General features: G+C 75.0%; 12 protein-coding genes. 8 read left to right on the forward strand and 4 right to left on the reverse strand.

Annotated features, from left to right (window positions below):
- Window positions 1-28 precede the first annotated feature (28 nt).
- Genes NX794_RS22730 through NX794_RS22740 form a run of 3 tightly spaced genes read left to right on the forward strand, consistent with a single transcriptional unit; the run spans window position 29 to window position 4,811 of the window.
- Window positions 29-1,069, forward strand: a complete 1,041-nt coding sequence (locus NX794_RS22730) for an AAA family ATPase (protein WP_258780578.1) — start codon at window positions 29-31, stop codon at window positions 1,067-1,069.
- A complete protein-coding gene (locus tag NX794_RS22735) occupies window positions 1,069-2,430 on the forward strand; it encodes a DUF58 domain-containing protein (protein ID WP_258780579.1) in 1,362 nt (453 codons plus the stop codon). Before NX794_RS22730 ends, NX794_RS22735 begins: the two co-directional genes overlap by 1 nt.
- A complete protein-coding gene (locus NX794_RS22740; RefSeq protein WP_258780580.1) occupies window positions 2,427-4,811 on the forward strand; it encodes a transglutaminase TgpA family protein in 2,385 nt (794 codons plus the stop codon). The genes NX794_RS22735 and NX794_RS22740 overlap by 4 nt, the downstream gene beginning before the upstream one ends.
- A 343-nt stretch (window positions 4,812-5,154) precedes the next feature.
- On the opposite strand, the gene NX794_RS22745 is transcribed toward NX794_RS22740, so the two are convergent.
- The 3 genes from NX794_RS22745 to NX794_RS22755 form a co-directional block, all read right to left on the reverse strand.
- Window positions 5,155-5,538 carry a DUF3040 domain-containing protein gene (locus NX794_RS22745; protein ID WP_258780581.1) on the reverse strand — a complete coding sequence of 128 codons (384 nt, stop codon included), beginning with the start codon at window positions 5,536-5,538 and terminating at the stop codon, window positions 5,155-5,157.
- A 273-nt stretch (window positions 5,539-5,811) separates the two neighbouring features.
- Window positions 5,812-6,639, reverse strand: a complete 828-nt coding sequence (locus tag NX794_RS22750; protein ID WP_258780582.1) for a class I SAM-dependent methyltransferase — start codon at window positions 6,637-6,639, stop codon at window positions 5,812-5,814.
- A gap of 124 nt (window positions 6,640-6,763) precedes the next feature.
- The gene (locus tag NX794_RS22755) at window positions 6,764-7,327 is read right to left on the reverse strand and encodes an SAV_6107 family HEPN domain-containing protein (protein ID WP_258780583.1); all 564 of its coding nucleotides are present in this window, start codon (window positions 7,325-7,327) and stop codon (window positions 6,764-6,766) included.
- A gap of 158 nt (window positions 7,328-7,485) precedes the next feature.
- On the opposite strand from NX794_RS22755, the gene NX794_RS22760 reads away from it, so the two are divergent.
- The 5 genes from NX794_RS22760 to NX794_RS22780 all read left to right on the forward strand — a co-directional run bounded on the left by NX794_RS22760 (window position 7,486) and on the right by NX794_RS22780 (window position 13,465).
- A complete protein-coding gene (locus NX794_RS22760) occupies window positions 7,486-8,256 on the forward strand; it encodes an ATP-binding cassette domain-containing protein (RefSeq protein ID WP_258780584.1) in 771 nt (256 codons plus the stop codon).
- Window positions 8,228-10,312: a YhgE/Pip domain-containing protein gene (locus tag NX794_RS22765; protein WP_258780585.1), complete on the forward strand. Its 2,085-nt coding sequence runs from the start codon at window positions 8,228-8,230 to the stop codon at window positions 10,310-10,312. The genes NX794_RS22760 and NX794_RS22765 overlap by 29 nt, the downstream gene beginning before the upstream one ends.
- Before the next feature lie 47 nt (window positions 10,313-10,359).
- Window positions 10,360-10,989 (forward strand): TetR/AcrR family transcriptional regulator, encoded by a 630-nt coding sequence (locus tag NX794_RS22770; RefSeq protein ID WP_258780586.1) that lies wholly within the window; start codon window positions 10,360-10,362, stop codon window positions 10,987-10,989.
- Between the two features lie 315 nt (window positions 10,990-11,304).
- Window positions 11,305-11,907, forward strand: coding sequence for a DUF4126 domain-containing protein (locus NX794_RS22775; protein ID WP_258780587.1), 603 nt, complete (start codon window positions 11,305-11,307; stop codon window positions 11,905-11,907).
- Window positions 11,908-11,965: 58 nt separating this feature from the next.
- Window positions 11,966-13,465, forward strand: a complete 1,500-nt coding sequence (locus NX794_RS22780; RefSeq protein ID WP_258780588.1) for a phytoene desaturase family protein — start codon at window positions 11,966-11,968, stop codon at window positions 13,463-13,465.
- Between the two features lie 13 nt (window positions 13,466-13,478).
- Here the strand turns inward: NX794_RS22780 and NX794_RS22785 are convergent, their stop codons facing one another.
- Window positions 13,479-14,381, reverse strand: coding sequence for an SCO2102 family sporulation regulator (locus NX794_RS22785; RefSeq protein ID WP_258780589.1), 903 nt, complete (start codon window positions 14,379-14,381; stop codon window positions 13,479-13,481).
- Window position 14,382 lies beyond the last annotated feature (1 nt).

Raw genomic sequence — 14,382 nt, forward strand, 5'->3', positions numbered from 1 at the left:
CCGGAAAGAACGGGCCGAGGAGGGCCGGGTGACGACCTATGACGATCGAGCGAGCCTCACTGAACTGACCGCCACGGTGGAGCGGGTGCGCGGTTCGGTGGAGGGCGTGATCGAGGGGAAGCCCGAGGTCGTACGGCTCGCCCTGACCGTGCTGCTCGCCGAGGGCCACCTCCTGATCGAGGACGTCCCCGGGGTGGGCAAGACGATGCTCGCCAAGGCGCTCGCCCGGTCCATCGACTGCTCGGTGCGGCGCATCCAGTTCACGCCCGACCTGCTGCCCTCGGACATCACGGGTGTCTCCATCTGGGACCAGCAGCGCCGCGACTTCGAGTTCAAGCCCGGCGCGATCTTCGCGCAGATCGTGATCGGCGACGAGATCAACCGCGCCTCGCCGAAGACCCAGTCCGCGCTGCTGGAGTCCATGGAGGAGCGGCAGGTCACCTTCGACGGGCAGACCTACGAACTGCCCTCGCCGTTCATGGTGGTGGCGACGCAGAACCCGGTGGAGATGGAGGGCACCTACCCGCTGCCCGAGGCCCAGCGCGACCGCTTCATGGCCCGCGTCTCCGTCGGCTATCCGAGCGTGGAGGCCGAACTCCAGATGCTCGACGTGCACGGCGGGGTGAGCCCACTGGAGGACCTCCAGCCGGTGGCGCACGCGCACGAGATCGTCAAGCTCGTCGAGGCGGTGCGCGGCGTGCACGTCTCCGAAGCGGTGCGGCGGTACGCGGTCGAGGTGGTCGCCGCCACCCGCGCCCACCCCGACCTGAGGCTGGGCGCCTCCCCGCGCGCCACCCTGCACCTGCTGCGCGCGGCGAAGGCGACCGCGGCCCTGGCCGGCCGGGAGTACGCGCTGCCGGACGACGTCCAGGCGCTCGCCGTCGCCGTCCTCGCCCACCGCCTGCTGCCCACCGCGCAGGCGCAGCTGGGCCGGCGCACGGCCGAGCAGGTGGTGCGCGAGATCCTGGCGGGCACCCCGGTGCCCGCCGCACCCGGCCGGCAGAGCGGGTTCGGCGGAGTCGGCCGGGGCGTGCCCGCCTATCCCCAGCACCCCCCGCGGAGTCTGTGATGAGCGCCGGGGGGGCGGGGCAGCCGGAGCCCGACCGCGGAGAGGCGGGCGGTGTCCGTACGGCCCTGGCGGGGCTCACCACCCGCGGCCGGTCCTTCCTGGCGGCCGGGATCGCCGCCGCGGTCTGCGCCTACGTCCTCGGCCAGAGCGACCTGCTGCGGGTCGGGCTGCTGCTGGCCGCGCTGCCGCTGGTCTGCGCGCTCGTGCTGTACCGCACCCGCTACCGGGTGGCGGCGACCCGCCGGCTCTCCCCCGCGCGCGCGGCGGCCGGCAGCGAGGCCCGGGTCCAGCTGCGCATGGAGAACGTCTCCCGGCTGCCCACCGGTCTGCTGATGCTCCAGGACCGGGTGCCCTACGTCCTGGGGCCCCGGCCCCGTTTCGTGCTGGACCGGGTCGAGCCGGGCGGGCACCGCGAGGTGTCCTACCGGGTCCGCTCCGACCTGCGCGGCCGCTATCCGCTGGGCCCGCTCCAGCTGCGGCTGACGGACCCGTTCGGGATGTGCGAGCTGACCCGCTCCTTCTCGACGCACGACACACTGACCGTCGTCCCGCGCGTGACACCGCTGGCCCCGGTGCGGTTCGGCGGCGAGGCCAAGGGCCCCGGCGACGGACGGCAGCGCTCACTGGCCCTGGCCGGCGACGACGACGTCATCCCGCGCGGCTACCGGTACGGCGACGATCTGCGCCGCGTGCACTGGCGGTCCACCGCGCGCTACGGCGAGCTGATGGTGCGCCGCGAGGAGCAGCCCCGGCGTTCGCGGTGCACGGTGCTGCTGGACACCCGGGGCGGCGCCTTCGAGGGCGCGGGCCCCGACGCGGCCTTCGAGTGGGCGGTCGCGGGCGCCGCCTCGGTGCTGGTGCACATGCTCGAACGCGGCTTCACCGTACGGCTGCTGACGGACAGTGGCGCTGCGGTGCCCGGCGAGGGCGCCGACGGGTTCGCGGGCGCCGGGCAGGACGCGGCGGAGGCGGCCGGGCTGATGATGGACACCCTGGCGGTGATCGACCACTCCGACGGCGCGGGTCTGTCCCGGGCCTACGACCTGCTGCGCGGCGGCAACGAGGGCCTGCTGGTCGCCTTCCTCGGCGATCTGGACGAGGAGCAGGCCACGACGGCCGCCAAGATGAGCCGCCGCGGCGGCGGTGCCGTCGCCTTCGTCCTGGACCCGGACACTTGGACCCGGGAGCCGGGCGACGTGCCCCGGGCGGGCGACCGGCACCCGGAGCGGCTGCGGATGCTGCGCGAGGCGGGCTGGACGGCGTTGAGCGTGCCGCGCGGCGCCTCGCTGGAGGAGTTGTGGCGGCAGGCGGAGCGGGAGCGGTCGGGTCTGACCGCCGTCGGCGGGGAGGCCCGGGGATGAGCGGACGGGCACGCCTCGCCCTGTGTGCCGCCGTGGCCACGCTGATGGCCTCGTGCGCGCTGCTGCCGCTGGTGGCCGAGCCGACCTGGCTGCTGCAACTGGTGCCGCTGGCGGCCGTGCAGACCGGCGTGGGGGTGGCCGCCCGGCGGGTGCCGCTGGGCCGGCCGCTGACGGTGGCGGCCCAGGTGCTGGCCACCTTGCTGCTGCTGACCCTGGTCTTCGCCCGGGACCACGCGATCGCCGGCCTGCTGCCCGGCCCGGACACCTTCCGCTTCCTCGCCGACCTGCTCCGGCAGGGCTCGGACGACGTCAGCCAGTACGCCATACCGGCGCCGCTCACCGAGGGCATCAAGCTGATGCTGATCGGCGGTGTGCTGCTGATCGGGCTGCTGGTGGACACGCTCGCGGTGACCTTCCGCAGCGCCGCCCCGGCCGGGCTGCCGCTGCTCGCGCTGTACTCGGTGGCCGCAGGACTGTCCGACGGCGGGGCCGACTGGCTGTGGTTCCTGGTGGCGGCGGCCGGCTATCTGACGCTGCTGCTCGCCGAGGGCCGGGACCGGCTCGCCCAGTGGGGCCGGGTGTTCGGCGGCGGCCCCCGCCCGCCGGGCTCCGGTGAGCCGGGGGTCTCGGCACCCGCGCGCACCGGCCGCCGGATCGGGGCGGTCGCCCTCGGCCTGGCCCTGGTGGTGCCGCTGGCGCTGCCCTCGATGCAGGGCGGGCTGCTGGACGCGGCCGGCGCCGGCGTGGGGGCGGGCAGCGGCGACGGGGGCACGATCTCGGCGGTCAACCCGCTGGTCTCCCTGCGCGACAGCCTGAACACCGACAACGACCGGCAGGTGCTGTCCCTGCGGACCAGCACGGACGACATCTCCGACCTGTACCTGCGGATAGTGTCCCTGGACGACTTCGACGGCACCACCTGGAAGCCGGCCCAGCGGCACATCGTGGGCGTGCCGGACGTCCTGCCGACGCCGACCGGACTGCGCGCGGACGTCAAGCGCGGCAAGGTCACCACGACCGTCACGGCGGCGGACTGGTACGCCCAGGACTGGCTGCCGATGCCCTACCCGCCCAGCGCGGTGAAGGTGAGCGGGCGCTGGCGCTACGAGCCGGTCGGCATGACCCTCGTCGGCGACCACGGGCAGACCACCCGCGGGCAGACCTACCAGGTGACGAGCCTGCACGTGCAGCCGACCGCGGACCAGCTGGCCTCCGCGCCGGAGCCGTCGGCCGCGCTGCGGCGCGCGTACACGCGGGTGCCGGCCGCGCTGCCGAAGGTCGTCGCCCGTACCGCGAAGAAGGTCACCTCCGGCGCGCGCGGCCACTACGAGGAGGCCGTCAAGCTCCAGGACTACTTCGCCGTCACCGGCGGCTTCCAGTACGACACCCAGGTGGAGGTGGGGCGCGGTCCGAACGCCATCGCCAACTTCCTGCGCGACAAGGAGGGGTTCTGCGTCCACTTCTCCTTCGCGATGGCGGCGATGGCCCGCACCCTGGGCATCCCGGCCCGGGTGGCGGTGGGCTTCGCGCCCGGCACCCCGCAGGCGAACGGCACGATCGCGGTGAACCAGCGGGACGCGCACGCCTGGCCCGAGCTGTACTTCGAAGGCGTGGGCTGGACCCGCTTCGAGCCGACACCGACCCGCGGCACCACGCCCTCCTACACGGTGCCCGACTCGCCCGGCACCTCCCAGCCGGAGGACAGCCTGCCCTCCAGGAACACCTCCTCGGCACCCTCGGCGGCGGCCTCACCGAGCGAGAGCTGCGCGGCGGCGCACGAGGAGCCGGGAGCCTGCGACAGCCCGTCCGCCGCGGTGGTCCCGGCCGGCGGGGACGACGGTCCGGGCCCCTGGTGGCTCGCATTGACCGCGCTGGGCGCGCTGGTCGTCCTGGCGGTCCCGCTGGCACCGCTGCTGTGGCGGACGCGGGTCCGGGGGCGGCGGCTCGGCGGGCATCCACGGAGTCCGGAGGGCGCGGCGGCGCACACCCTGGGCGTGTGGCAGGAGCTGACGGACAGCGCCTGGGACCACGGCATCACCCCCGACGACTCGCTGACGCCACGCGGGGCGGCGGCCCGGATCGTACGGCTCGGCGGCCTGGACGCGGCGGCCGGGGAGGCGGTGCACCGGGTGGCGGACGCGGTGGAGCAGGTGCTGTACGCACCCCGGCCGCGACCGGCGACGGGGGTGGCAGGGGACGCCCGCCGGGTGATCGAGGCCCTGCGTGCCTCGGCGGGCGTCGGCACCCGCCTGCGGGCCCTCTTCCTCCCCCGCTCGGCCGCCCGCCTCCTATGGACGGCTTCCGCTCGCTGGTCGTCCTTCACCACCCGAGTGACCGCGTTCCGCCCGACCCTGCGGAGAGCTTCCGGGCAGCGGGGGTAGCGGGGCCCGGGCGCCGGGCGGCCGGGCGCCGAGCCGAGGCCGGTGGCGGCCGTTCGGCCGGGGCGTCGGGCGGCGACCGCCGGGGTCGTGCGGCCATGGCGCCGGACGACGCCCGGCGGGGCTGCGCGACTCCCGCCGCCGACAGCGGCTGGTGATCGCAGGGCGGACCACTCGCGGGACAGGCGCCCGGCCGTCTGCGGACGGTGGCGTGGTGGCGGCCCCGAGGCGGTCGGCAGGTGAGCACCCCGCCGTGCCAGATGGACCGCCGCCCCCGACGCCCCCGGCATGCGTGAGGGGTGACCACCGAGCGGTGGTCACGGAGTTCGATGAGGACCGGTAGGGCCTAGTGGCCCTGTTCGTCGCGGCGGCGCTGCCAGCGCTCCTCGATTCGGTCCATCACGGAGCGCTTGGGCCGGGCCTGGCGGCGGACGGCGCCCGCGGGCTGCTCGCCCGGCTTGGGGGCCTTGCGCCAGCCGGTGACGGCCAGTACGGCACAGCCCAGCATGACGAGGAAGCCCACCACACTGACCCAGATCAGCTGCGCGACCATTCCGGCCATGAGGAGCGCGATACCCACGAGGAAGCCTGCGACCGCCTGGTAGACCCGCCGCCGGGTGTACGTACGCAGCCCGCTTCCCTCGAGCGCCGACGCGAACTTGGGATCTTCGGCGTACAGCGCTCGCTCCATCTGCTCGAGCATGCGCTGCTCGTGCTCCGAGAGCGGCACGGAGTCCTCCTCATCGTGCAGTCGCCGGGGCGACCCGGGGGGTCCCTTCAGGATAGGCAGGGAATCGCCCCCGTGAAACCCGCCCCTCTACGCCATACAGCCAACCGGAATCCGACCTGGCCGTCCCGGCTCGCTGAGGCTTCCATTCCCCAGTGGCCGACTCGTCATGCCGGGTGGTGCACCTCGATCATACGGCGCAAACCCCTCGTTCGGGGGGCTTGTGGCGTACTCCATCCGCCGCCGCGCGCCTGATCAGCGGCGCCCCGGGTGCGCTCAGCCCTCGGCGGCACCCGGCGCCTCACCGAGCACGTGCAACTGCGTGGCCACGGAGTGGAACGCGGGCAACTCGGCGGTGGCGGCCTCCAGCTGGAGCAGCGCGTCGAGGGCACCGGGCTCGGTGTCCACCAGGACGCCGGGCACCAGGTCGGCGAAGACCCGCACGCCGTGCACGGCACCGACCCGCAGACCGGCGCCCTCGACCAGCGCGGTGAGCTGCTCGGCGGTGAAGCGGCGCGGCACCGGGTCGCCCTCGCCCCAGCGGCCGTCGGGGTCGCCGAGGGCCTGCCGGGCCTCCGTGAAGTGACCGGCGAGGGCGCGGGCGAGCACGGCGCCGCCGAGGCCGGCCGCGAGCAGACTGAGGACGCCCTCGGGGCGCAGCGCGGCGACCGCGTTGCGGATGCCCTCGGCCGGGTCGTCCACGTACTCCAGGACGCCGTGGCACAGCACGGCGTCGTACCCGCCGCGCTCGGCGACGTCGAACAGGCCGAGGGCGTCGCCCTGCAGGCCCTTGACGCGGTCGGCGACGCCCGCCTCGGCGGCCCGGCGCTCCAGGGCGAACAGCGCGTTGGGGCTGGGGTCGACCACGGTGACGCGGTGGCCGAGCCGGGCGAGCGGCACGGCGAAGTTGCCGCTGCCGCCGCCGGTGTCGAGGACGTCCAGCGCATCCCGCCCGGTGGCCTTGACCCGGCGGTCCAGGGCGTCCTGGAGCACCTCCCAGACGACGGCGGTCCGCAGGGAGGCGCGGGACCGGGAGGAGTCGGAGCGCAGCGACGCCGTCGGGGGGTGCTGGGGTGAGGCGGGCGGGCGCATCGGGTCCGACACGGCAGTTGACTCCTCGGCAGGGCTGGAAGGCTTCAGGCCACTCCACCCTATTGCCTCCGCCGCCGTGCCGGCCCCTCGCGCGGGGCGCGGCGGCCCCCGTCCCGCACACCGGACGACGCGGTGGTCAGCCCGCGTCCGGGAGGTCGCCGCGCGTGTCCGGGCCGGCCCGCTCCCCGGCCTCCCGGCGGGGCGGGGGCAGCACCGGCTGGAGGACGAGCATCCGCTCCACGAGGCGCAGGAAGACCGCCACGTCCCTGATCAGGTCGTCGGCGTCGCGGCGGCTCGCGGCGCCCCGGATGCCGGCCTCGGCGCGGGCCCGGCGGGCGGCGCCGGAGGCGAACAGGGCGCTCCACTCGGTCAGCTCGGGGGCGATCTCGGGCAGCACCTCCCAGGCGCTGCGGATGCGGGCCCGGCGACGCGACGAGGTCTCCGGGCGGCCCCGGGCGGCGAGCACGGCGGCGGCGGTGCGCAGGGCGGCGAGGTGGGCCGTCGCATAGCGCTCGTTCGGCGCGTCGAGGGCGGAGGCCTCCTCCAGGCCGGAGCGGGCCTGGCCGAGCAGGTCGAGGGCGGCGGGCGGGGCCGTGGCCCGGCGGAGCACGGGGTGCACGTCGCTCGCCGGGCCGGTCAGTGAGGGGGCAGGGCCGGTGGCGCGGCGCCGACGGGCGGCGGCTGCGGACGAGTTGGCCATGACGAACCTCCTGTCGTCTGGGTTACGGCACAGGTGCCGTATGCCCCCATCGTGAGGTATGCCACTGACAATCCATTCTGACCTGCGGCTTTGCCTCGATCGAAGGTTCGGGCGTATTTTTGCACTGACCAGTCAGTTCAAATACCGCAGGGGGGCTTGTGGACGGCGCGCACGTCACGGCCGAGGGCCTGGGGCTCGAAGGGCCACGGGGGTGGGCCTTCCGGGGCGTCACCTTCGACGCGGAGCCCGGCTCGCTGATCGCGATCGAGGGACCGTCCGGCTCCGGCCGCACGTGTCTGCTGCTCGCGCTCACGGGACGGATGAAGCCCACTGAAGGAGTGGCCGCCGTGGGCGGCTTCAAACTCCCCCGGCACATGGCCGCGGCGCGCCGCGTCAGCGCCGTGGCCAACGTGGCCGGCGTCACCGACCTGGAGCCGGCCCTGACCGTGGGCGAGCACCTGCGCGAACGCGCCCTGCTCCAGCACCGGTTCGGCGACTCGCTGCGCGAGGTGCTGCGCCCCCGCGCCGGGCGCTCGCACGAGGCCCGGCTGCGTGTCGACGAGGCGCTGGCCGCCGCCGGGCTCGACCCGGAGACCCTGCCCAAGGGCTCCCGCACCGCCGTGCGCGACCTCGAACGGCCCGAGGAACTGCGCCTGTCGCTCGCCCTGGCCCTGATGGGCAAGCCGCGGCTGCTCGGTGTGGACGACCTCGACATGAAGCTGTCGGACACCGAACGCGCCCAGACCTGGGACCTGTTGCGCTCACTCGCGCGCGCGGGGACGACCGTGCTGGCCGTATGCCGCTCGGCGCCCGCCGACTGCGTGACGGTGTCGACGGCGCCGTCCGAGGCCGGCGCCACCGAACCGATGGACGTCCCCGAGCGGAAGGAGGAGGCCGGCGATGCGCTCACCGAGGCTGGCCGCGCTTGAGCTGAGGCGCTTCGGGCGCGGGAAGCTGCCGCGCGCCGCCCTGGTCGCGCTGCTCGTGCTGCCCCTGCTCTACGGCGCCCTGTACCTGTGGTCGTTCTGGGACCCCTACGGCCGCCTCGACCGGATCCCGGTGGCCCTGGTCAACGACGACGAGGGCGCCAAGGCGGGCGGGAAGAAGCTGCACGCCGGCGACGACATCGTGGCCGGGCTGCGCGACAGCCGTACCTTCGAGTGGCACGAGGTGAGCGACACCGAGGCCCGCGAGGGCGTCGAGGACGGCACCTACTACCTGTCGCTGACCCTGCCCTCCGACCTCAGCCGGCGGATCGCGTCCAGTTCGGGCGACTCCCCCGAGGCCGGTGCCCTGCGCGTGCGCACCAACGACGCCAACAACTACATCGTCGGCCAGATCTCCCGCACCGTCTTCAACGAGGTGCGCACAGCCGCCTCCACGAAGGCGTCCCGGAGCTTCCTGGACAAGATCTTCGTGTCGTTCTCCGGCATCCACGACAAGACCGTCACCGCCGCCCAGGGCGCCGACAAGCTCAACTCCGGCATCGGGAAGGCGGAGCAGGGCTCCAAGAAGCTGGCCGACGGGCTGGAGCAGGCCGACACCGCCAGCGGGAAGCTGACCCAGGGGCTGGCGAAGCTCGATGCGGCCACGGGCAAGCTGGAGACCGGCTCCGGACAGGTGGCCGACGGCACCCAGCGGCTCGCCGACAAGGTCAACGGCGTCTACGCGAAGGCCGGCCCGTTCCTGCGGACCAACGAGAAGGCCATCGGCGACACCGCCAGGCTGGTCGCCGACTCGGCCAAGACGGTCGGGGACAACCTGGACGTCCTGATGAAGCTCGCGCCGGGCGCCGCCAAGGCCGCCCACGCCTCCTCCGCCGCCCTGGACCACGTCTACCAGGCGCGCTGCGAGGACGCGCCCGTCCCCGACCCGGCCTGCCCGGAGCTGAAGCGGGCGAAGACGGCCGCCGACGACGTCGCCACCGTCGGCGACGACCTCGACACGCTCATCGCCGACCAGCGCGGCGACCTGAGGACCATGCGCGCCAACCTCAAGACCCTGCGCGCGCAGGCGCTGGCGCTCCAGCAGCGCGCGCCGCACCTCTCCGAGGACGTCAGCGACGCGGTCCGGCAGATCAACAAGCTGAACAGCGGCGCGCACCAGGTCGCCACCGGAGCCGAGAAGATCCACACCGGCCTCGGCAGCGCCCACACCGGCTCGGCCAAGCTGCACAAGGGCATCGGCACCCTCGGCTCCGGCGCCGACTCGCTCAACGGCGGCCTGTTCAAGCTGTCCGACGGCTCCGAGAAGCTGGCCGGCGGGCTGCACGACGGCGCCCGGAAGATCCCCGACTACGACAAGCAGGACCGCGACCAGCACACCGGCATGATGGCCGACCCGGTCCAACTGGCCTCCCACGACCTGCACAAGGCGCCCAACTACGGCACCGGGTTCGCCCCCTACTTCATCCCGCTCTCGCTGTGGGTGGGCGCGATGGTGGCCTACATGCTGATCACGCCGCTCAACCGGCGTGCCCTCGCGGCCGGTTCCCCGGCCTGGCGGATCGCGCTGGCCGGCTGGCTGCCGGTGGTCGCGATCGGCGTGGCCCAGGTGGCCGCCCTGATGGCCGTCCTGCACTGGGGAATCGGGCTGCAATTGCTGCACGCGGCCGGCACGATCGGCTTCCTGTTCCTGGTCGCGGCCTGCTTCGCGGCGATCGTGCAGTGGCTGAACGCCCGCTTCGGCGCGGCCGGCCGGATCCTGGTGCTCGCCCTGCTGATGCTCCAGCTGACCTCGGCGGGCGGCACCTACCCGGTGCAGACCAGCCCGGCGTTCTTCAACGCGATCCACCCGTTCCTGCCGATGAGCTACATCGTGGAGGCGCTGCGCCGGCTGATCACGGGCGGCGGGCTCGGCCCGGTGTGGCAGGCGTGCGCCGTGCTGGCCGCGTTCACCGCGGGCGCCCTCGCGCTGACCGCCCTCGCGGCCCGGCGCCGGCAGGTGTGGACGCTGGACCGGCTGCACCCGGAGCTGAGCCTGTGATCGCCAAGGGTCCTCGGCACGCGCGCGTACCTGTGAGAATCGGGGCCATGGAAAGCAGCAGTGCCAGGGCCGGCGGCGGCACCCGCCGCGAGGCCACCCGGCAGAAGCTCTACGAGGCGGCCGTCACGCTCATCGCCGAGCAGGGCTTCTCCGCGACCACGGTGGACGAGATCGCCGAGCGGGCCGGGGTCGCGAAGGGCACGGTGTACTACAACTTCGCGAGCAAGTCGGTCCTCTTCGAGGAGTTGCTGCGGCACGGGGTGGGGCTGCTCACCGCGTCCCTGCGGGAGGCGGCCGAGGAGACGGCCCGCGCGGGCGGCGGCAAGGTGGACGCGCTGGACGCGATGATCCGCGCGGGCCTGGTCTTCATCGACCGCTACCCGGCCTTCACGCAGCTGTACGTGGCCGAGCTGTGGCGTACCAACCGGGCCTGGCAGTCCACCCTGATGGTGGTCCGGCAGGAGGCCGTCGCGGTGGTCGAGGGGGTGCTGCGCGAGGGCGTGGCGGCCGGCGAGTTCAGCGACGAGATCGACGTCCAGCTGTCGGCGGCGGCGCTGGTCGGGATGGTGCTGGTGGCCGCGCTGGACTGGAAGTCGTTCCAGCCGGAGCGCTCCCTCGACGACGTGCACGCGGCCCTGTCCCGGCTGCTCCAGGGCCGGGTCAGCGGCCGGGTCTGACCCCAGCCACGCGCGGAACGGGGAAGGCGCCGGTCCACTGCCGGACCGGCGCCTTCCCCGTTTCCCCCGTGCTCCCCCGTACTTTCCGACCCGTACTCCCCCGTACGGGCCTCCCCCTCGGCCGGTGAGCGCGCACCGTTCCGCCGCCCCGTGCCGGCGGTACCGGCGACGCCCCCTGCCGTGCCTCCACTCTCCCGTGGCGGGGGCCGCCGCCCCATCCGCGCGCGTACTCATCTCGCCGTCTGAGTACGGGTACTCAGCCACCCCGCGCGCGTGCCCGGGACGGCGGGCCGCCGACTGGCTACGATCGCCTCCGTGTCCGTACTCCCCCTCGTCTTCACCAGCGGCTGGGCCAGCGGCATCAACGCCTACGCGGTGGTGCTGCTGCTCGGCCTGTTCGGCGCGACCGGGGTGAGCGACGACGTCCCGGCCACGCTCCAGCGCCCCGAGGTGCTGATCGTCGCGGGCGCCCTGTTCCTGTGCGAGGCGGTCGCCGACAAGATCCCGTACGTCGACTCCGCGTGGGACTCGGTGCACACGGTGGTCCGGCCGCTCGCGGGCGCCTGGGTGGGCGCGCTGCTCGCCGGGCAGAGCGGCTCCCTGTCGGACGTGGCGGCCGGCCTGCTCGGCGGCTCGACCGCCCTGGCCAGTCACACCGTCAAGGCCGGGACCCGGATGGCGGTCAACGCCTCCCCGGAGCCGTTCAGCAACATCGTGCTGAGCCTCGCCGAGGACCTCGGAGTGGGCGCCGTGGTGGCGTTCGCGATGTTCCACCCGGTGGCGGCGGCCGTCGTCGCGGGCGTCCTGCTGGCGGGCGGGCTGCTGATACTGCTGTTCCTGATCTCCCGGATCCGCCGCTTCCTGCGCCGCCGGGCGCAGCGGCGCGAGGAGCGGCGCCTGGCGTCACGGCTGCCCTGACCTGCGCGGCAGCCGCCCGGCGGCCGGACTGTCGGTGGTGGTCGATACAGTCGCGGTCATGGCACGGATTGCGGTGATCGGCGCCGGGCTCGGCGCGCTGGCGTCCGCCGCCCGGCTGGCCGTCGCGGGCCACCGGGTGACGGTGTACGAGCGTACGGAGACGTACGGCGGTGCGGTGCGCCGCTTGGAGCGGGGCGGGTTCGGCTTCGACACCGGCCCGGGGCTGCTGACGCTGCCCGCCGTGTACCGCGACCTGTTCGTCAAGACGGGCAGGAAGCCGCTGGAGGAGTGCGTCGAGCTGGTCCAGGTCGACCCGGCCGCGCGGCACGTGTTCGCGGACGGCACCGAGGTGGCGCTGCCGAACGCCTCGCGCGCGGGCGTGGTCGCGGCGCTGGACGAGGCGCTGGGCGCGGGCGCGGGCGCCCGCTGGGGCGACTTCCTGGTGCGGGCCCGCGAGGCCTGGGACCGCACCCGCAGACCGCTGCTGGAGGAGCCGCTGTGGCCCGACTGGCAGGTGCTGACCGGCCAGGAGCCCTATCCCGCGGTGCCGCACAAGCGGCTGCTGCGCACCCGGCGGGCGGGCACGCTGGCCGAGATCGGCGCCTGGGAGCTGCGCGACCCGCGCCTCGCGGCCCTGCTCGACGGCCACGCCCTGGCGTACGGCCTCGATCCCGGCACGGCCCCGGCGAGCGCGGCCGTGCTGCCGTACATGGAACACGCCTTCGGGACCTGGTACGTGCGCGGCGGAATCCGGGAGCTGGCCCGCGCGGTGTACGAGCGCTGTGTGGAGCGGCGGGTGGAGTTCGTCTTCGGCGCCGAGGTCGTCCGGGTGCTGGAGAAGGACGGCCGGGCGGCCGGGGTGGAGCTGGCCGGGGGCGCCATGGCCGAGGCGGACCTCGTGGTCGGCACGGGCCCCTTCCGGCTGGCCGGCCTGGCCGCGGGCCGGGAGCTGTACGGCGCGGGGGCGGTGCGGCCGGTGCCGGAGGACCGCCGGCCGGGCCGGATGGTGGTGTGCCTGGCGCTGCGCGGGGCGCGTGAACCCGGCGCCGCGCACCGCACGGTGGTGCACGGCGAGGGAGGTCTCGGCCCGTTCCGCGAGGGTCTGCTCCCCGAGCGGCCGACGGTGGTCGTGGACCGTCCGGACGACCCGGCGCTGCGCCCCGACGCGGAGCACGAGTCGGTGGTGCTGACGGCCACGGTCCCGGCGGCGACGGAGTACGACTGGGCCGCGCCGGGCGCCGCCGACGCCTTCGCCGACCGGCTGACGGCCGCCGCCGGGCGGGCCGTGCCGGGGCTCGGCGAGCGGCTGCTGTGGCGCGAGGTGCGCACGCCCCTGGACACCGAGCGGGAGACGGGGGCGACGGGCGGGGCGGTCCCGCCGCCCGCGCTGGCCGGGCCCGGGGGCGCGCTGCACCCGGCCAACTCCACGGACCTGCCGGGCCTGTTCGCGGCCGGCGGCTGGGCCCATCCGGGCGGCGGGCTGCCGCACGCGGGCATGTCGGGCGCGCTGGTGGCCGGACTGATCGTGGAGGGCCCGGAGTTCCGCGGCTCGCAGTGACGGGAGCCCGGTCTCAGAAGCGGTACCGCTCGTCGTACCCGGCGCCGGACTGCTGCGGCCGGCCGTCCTGCTGGTACGGGTGGGGCTGCTCCTGCGGGAGTTCGCCGCCGGGGGCCTCGTCGGTGCGCTGCTGCGGCACCCACACCCCGCCGGCCGGGGTCCCGTCGTAGCCGCCGGTGTACGGCTCCTGCGGGTACCCCTGCCGGTCGTACTGCTGCTGGCCGTAGCCGGGGTCGTAGGAGGCGTCGCCGTAGGGCTGGGCGCCGATGTACGGGTCCGAGTAGTTGGCGTAGGCCTGCTGGCCGCCGGCGTCGTAGCCGTAGTCCTGCTGTCCGTAGGCCGGGTAGTCGTAGGCGTGGTTCTGGTCGGCGCCCTGCGCCGGGGCGGCGCCGGCGTAGGTGTCGCCGTACACGCCGTAGTTGCCGGTGTCGTCGGGCAGCGGCTGGGGGGCGTAGACGGCGGTGCTCTCCGCGGCGGAGGGGTCGGCGGGGCGGGCCGGGGTGAAGACGTCGTCCCGGTCGTAGTCGTCGTCGTAGCCGGTGTCCAGGTGGGCGGGCAGCTCGCCGGTCGCGGGGCCGGGGGCCCCTTCGGGGGCGGGGGCGGGGCGCTCCGTCCGGCCGCGCCGGCGCTTGCTGCCGCCGCCTGCCGGGGTGCCGGCCTCGGGGCGCTTGACCGCCCAGCCGGCCGCGAAGCCGCGCCGGAACGACAGGGTGACGTAGGTCTGCCCGGTCGCGAAGGCGATGGCGCCCAGGCCGATCACGATGACGGACGGCATCAGCACGCCGACCACCACGCCGACGAAGCCGGCGAAGGCGAGCAGCCGCCAGCGCAGCCGCGCCTTGTACTGCAGCAGCACCTCGCCCAGCAGCCACAGCGCGACGACGCCGAACGCGATGTAGAGGACCGTCCAGCCCATG

The sequence above is a fragment of the Streptomyces pyxinicus genome (genome assembly GCF_024753135.1).
Classification (GTDB): Bacteria; Actinomycetota; Actinomycetes; order Streptomycetales; family Streptomycetaceae; genus Streptomyces; species Streptomyces pyxinicus.

What these genes read in the sequence shown, in the direction of transcription:
- NX794_RS22780 (WP_258780588.1), top strand. Translation starts at nt 11,966, where the DNA reads ATGGCACGGATTGCGGTGATCGGCGCCGGGCTCGGCGCGCTGGCGTCC.
- NX794_RS22755 (WP_258780583.1), bottom strand. Translation starts at nt 7,327, where the DNA reads ATGGCCAACTCGTCCGCAGCCGCCGCCCGTCGGCGCCGCGCCACCGGC.
- NX794_RS22765 (WP_258780585.1), top strand. Translation starts at nt 8,228, where the DNA reads ATGCGCTCACCGAGGCTGGCCGCGCTTGAGCTGAGGCGCTTCGGGCGC.
- NX794_RS22735 (WP_258780579.1), top strand. Translation starts at nt 1,069, where the DNA reads ATGAGCGCCGGGGGGGCGGGGCAGCCGGAGCCCGACCGCGGAGAGGCG.
- NX794_RS22770 (WP_258780586.1), top strand. Translation starts at nt 10,360, where the DNA reads ATGGAAAGCAGCAGTGCCAGGGCCGGCGGCGGCACCCGCCGCGAGGCC.
- NX794_RS22785 (WP_258780589.1), bottom strand. Translation starts at nt 14,381, where the DNA reads ATGGGCTGGACGGTCCTCTACATCGCGTTCGGCGTCGTCGCGCTGTGG.
- NX794_RS22740 (WP_258780580.1), top strand. Translation starts at nt 2,427, where the DNA reads ATGAGCGGACGGGCACGCCTCGCCCTGTGTGCCGCCGTGGCCACGCTG.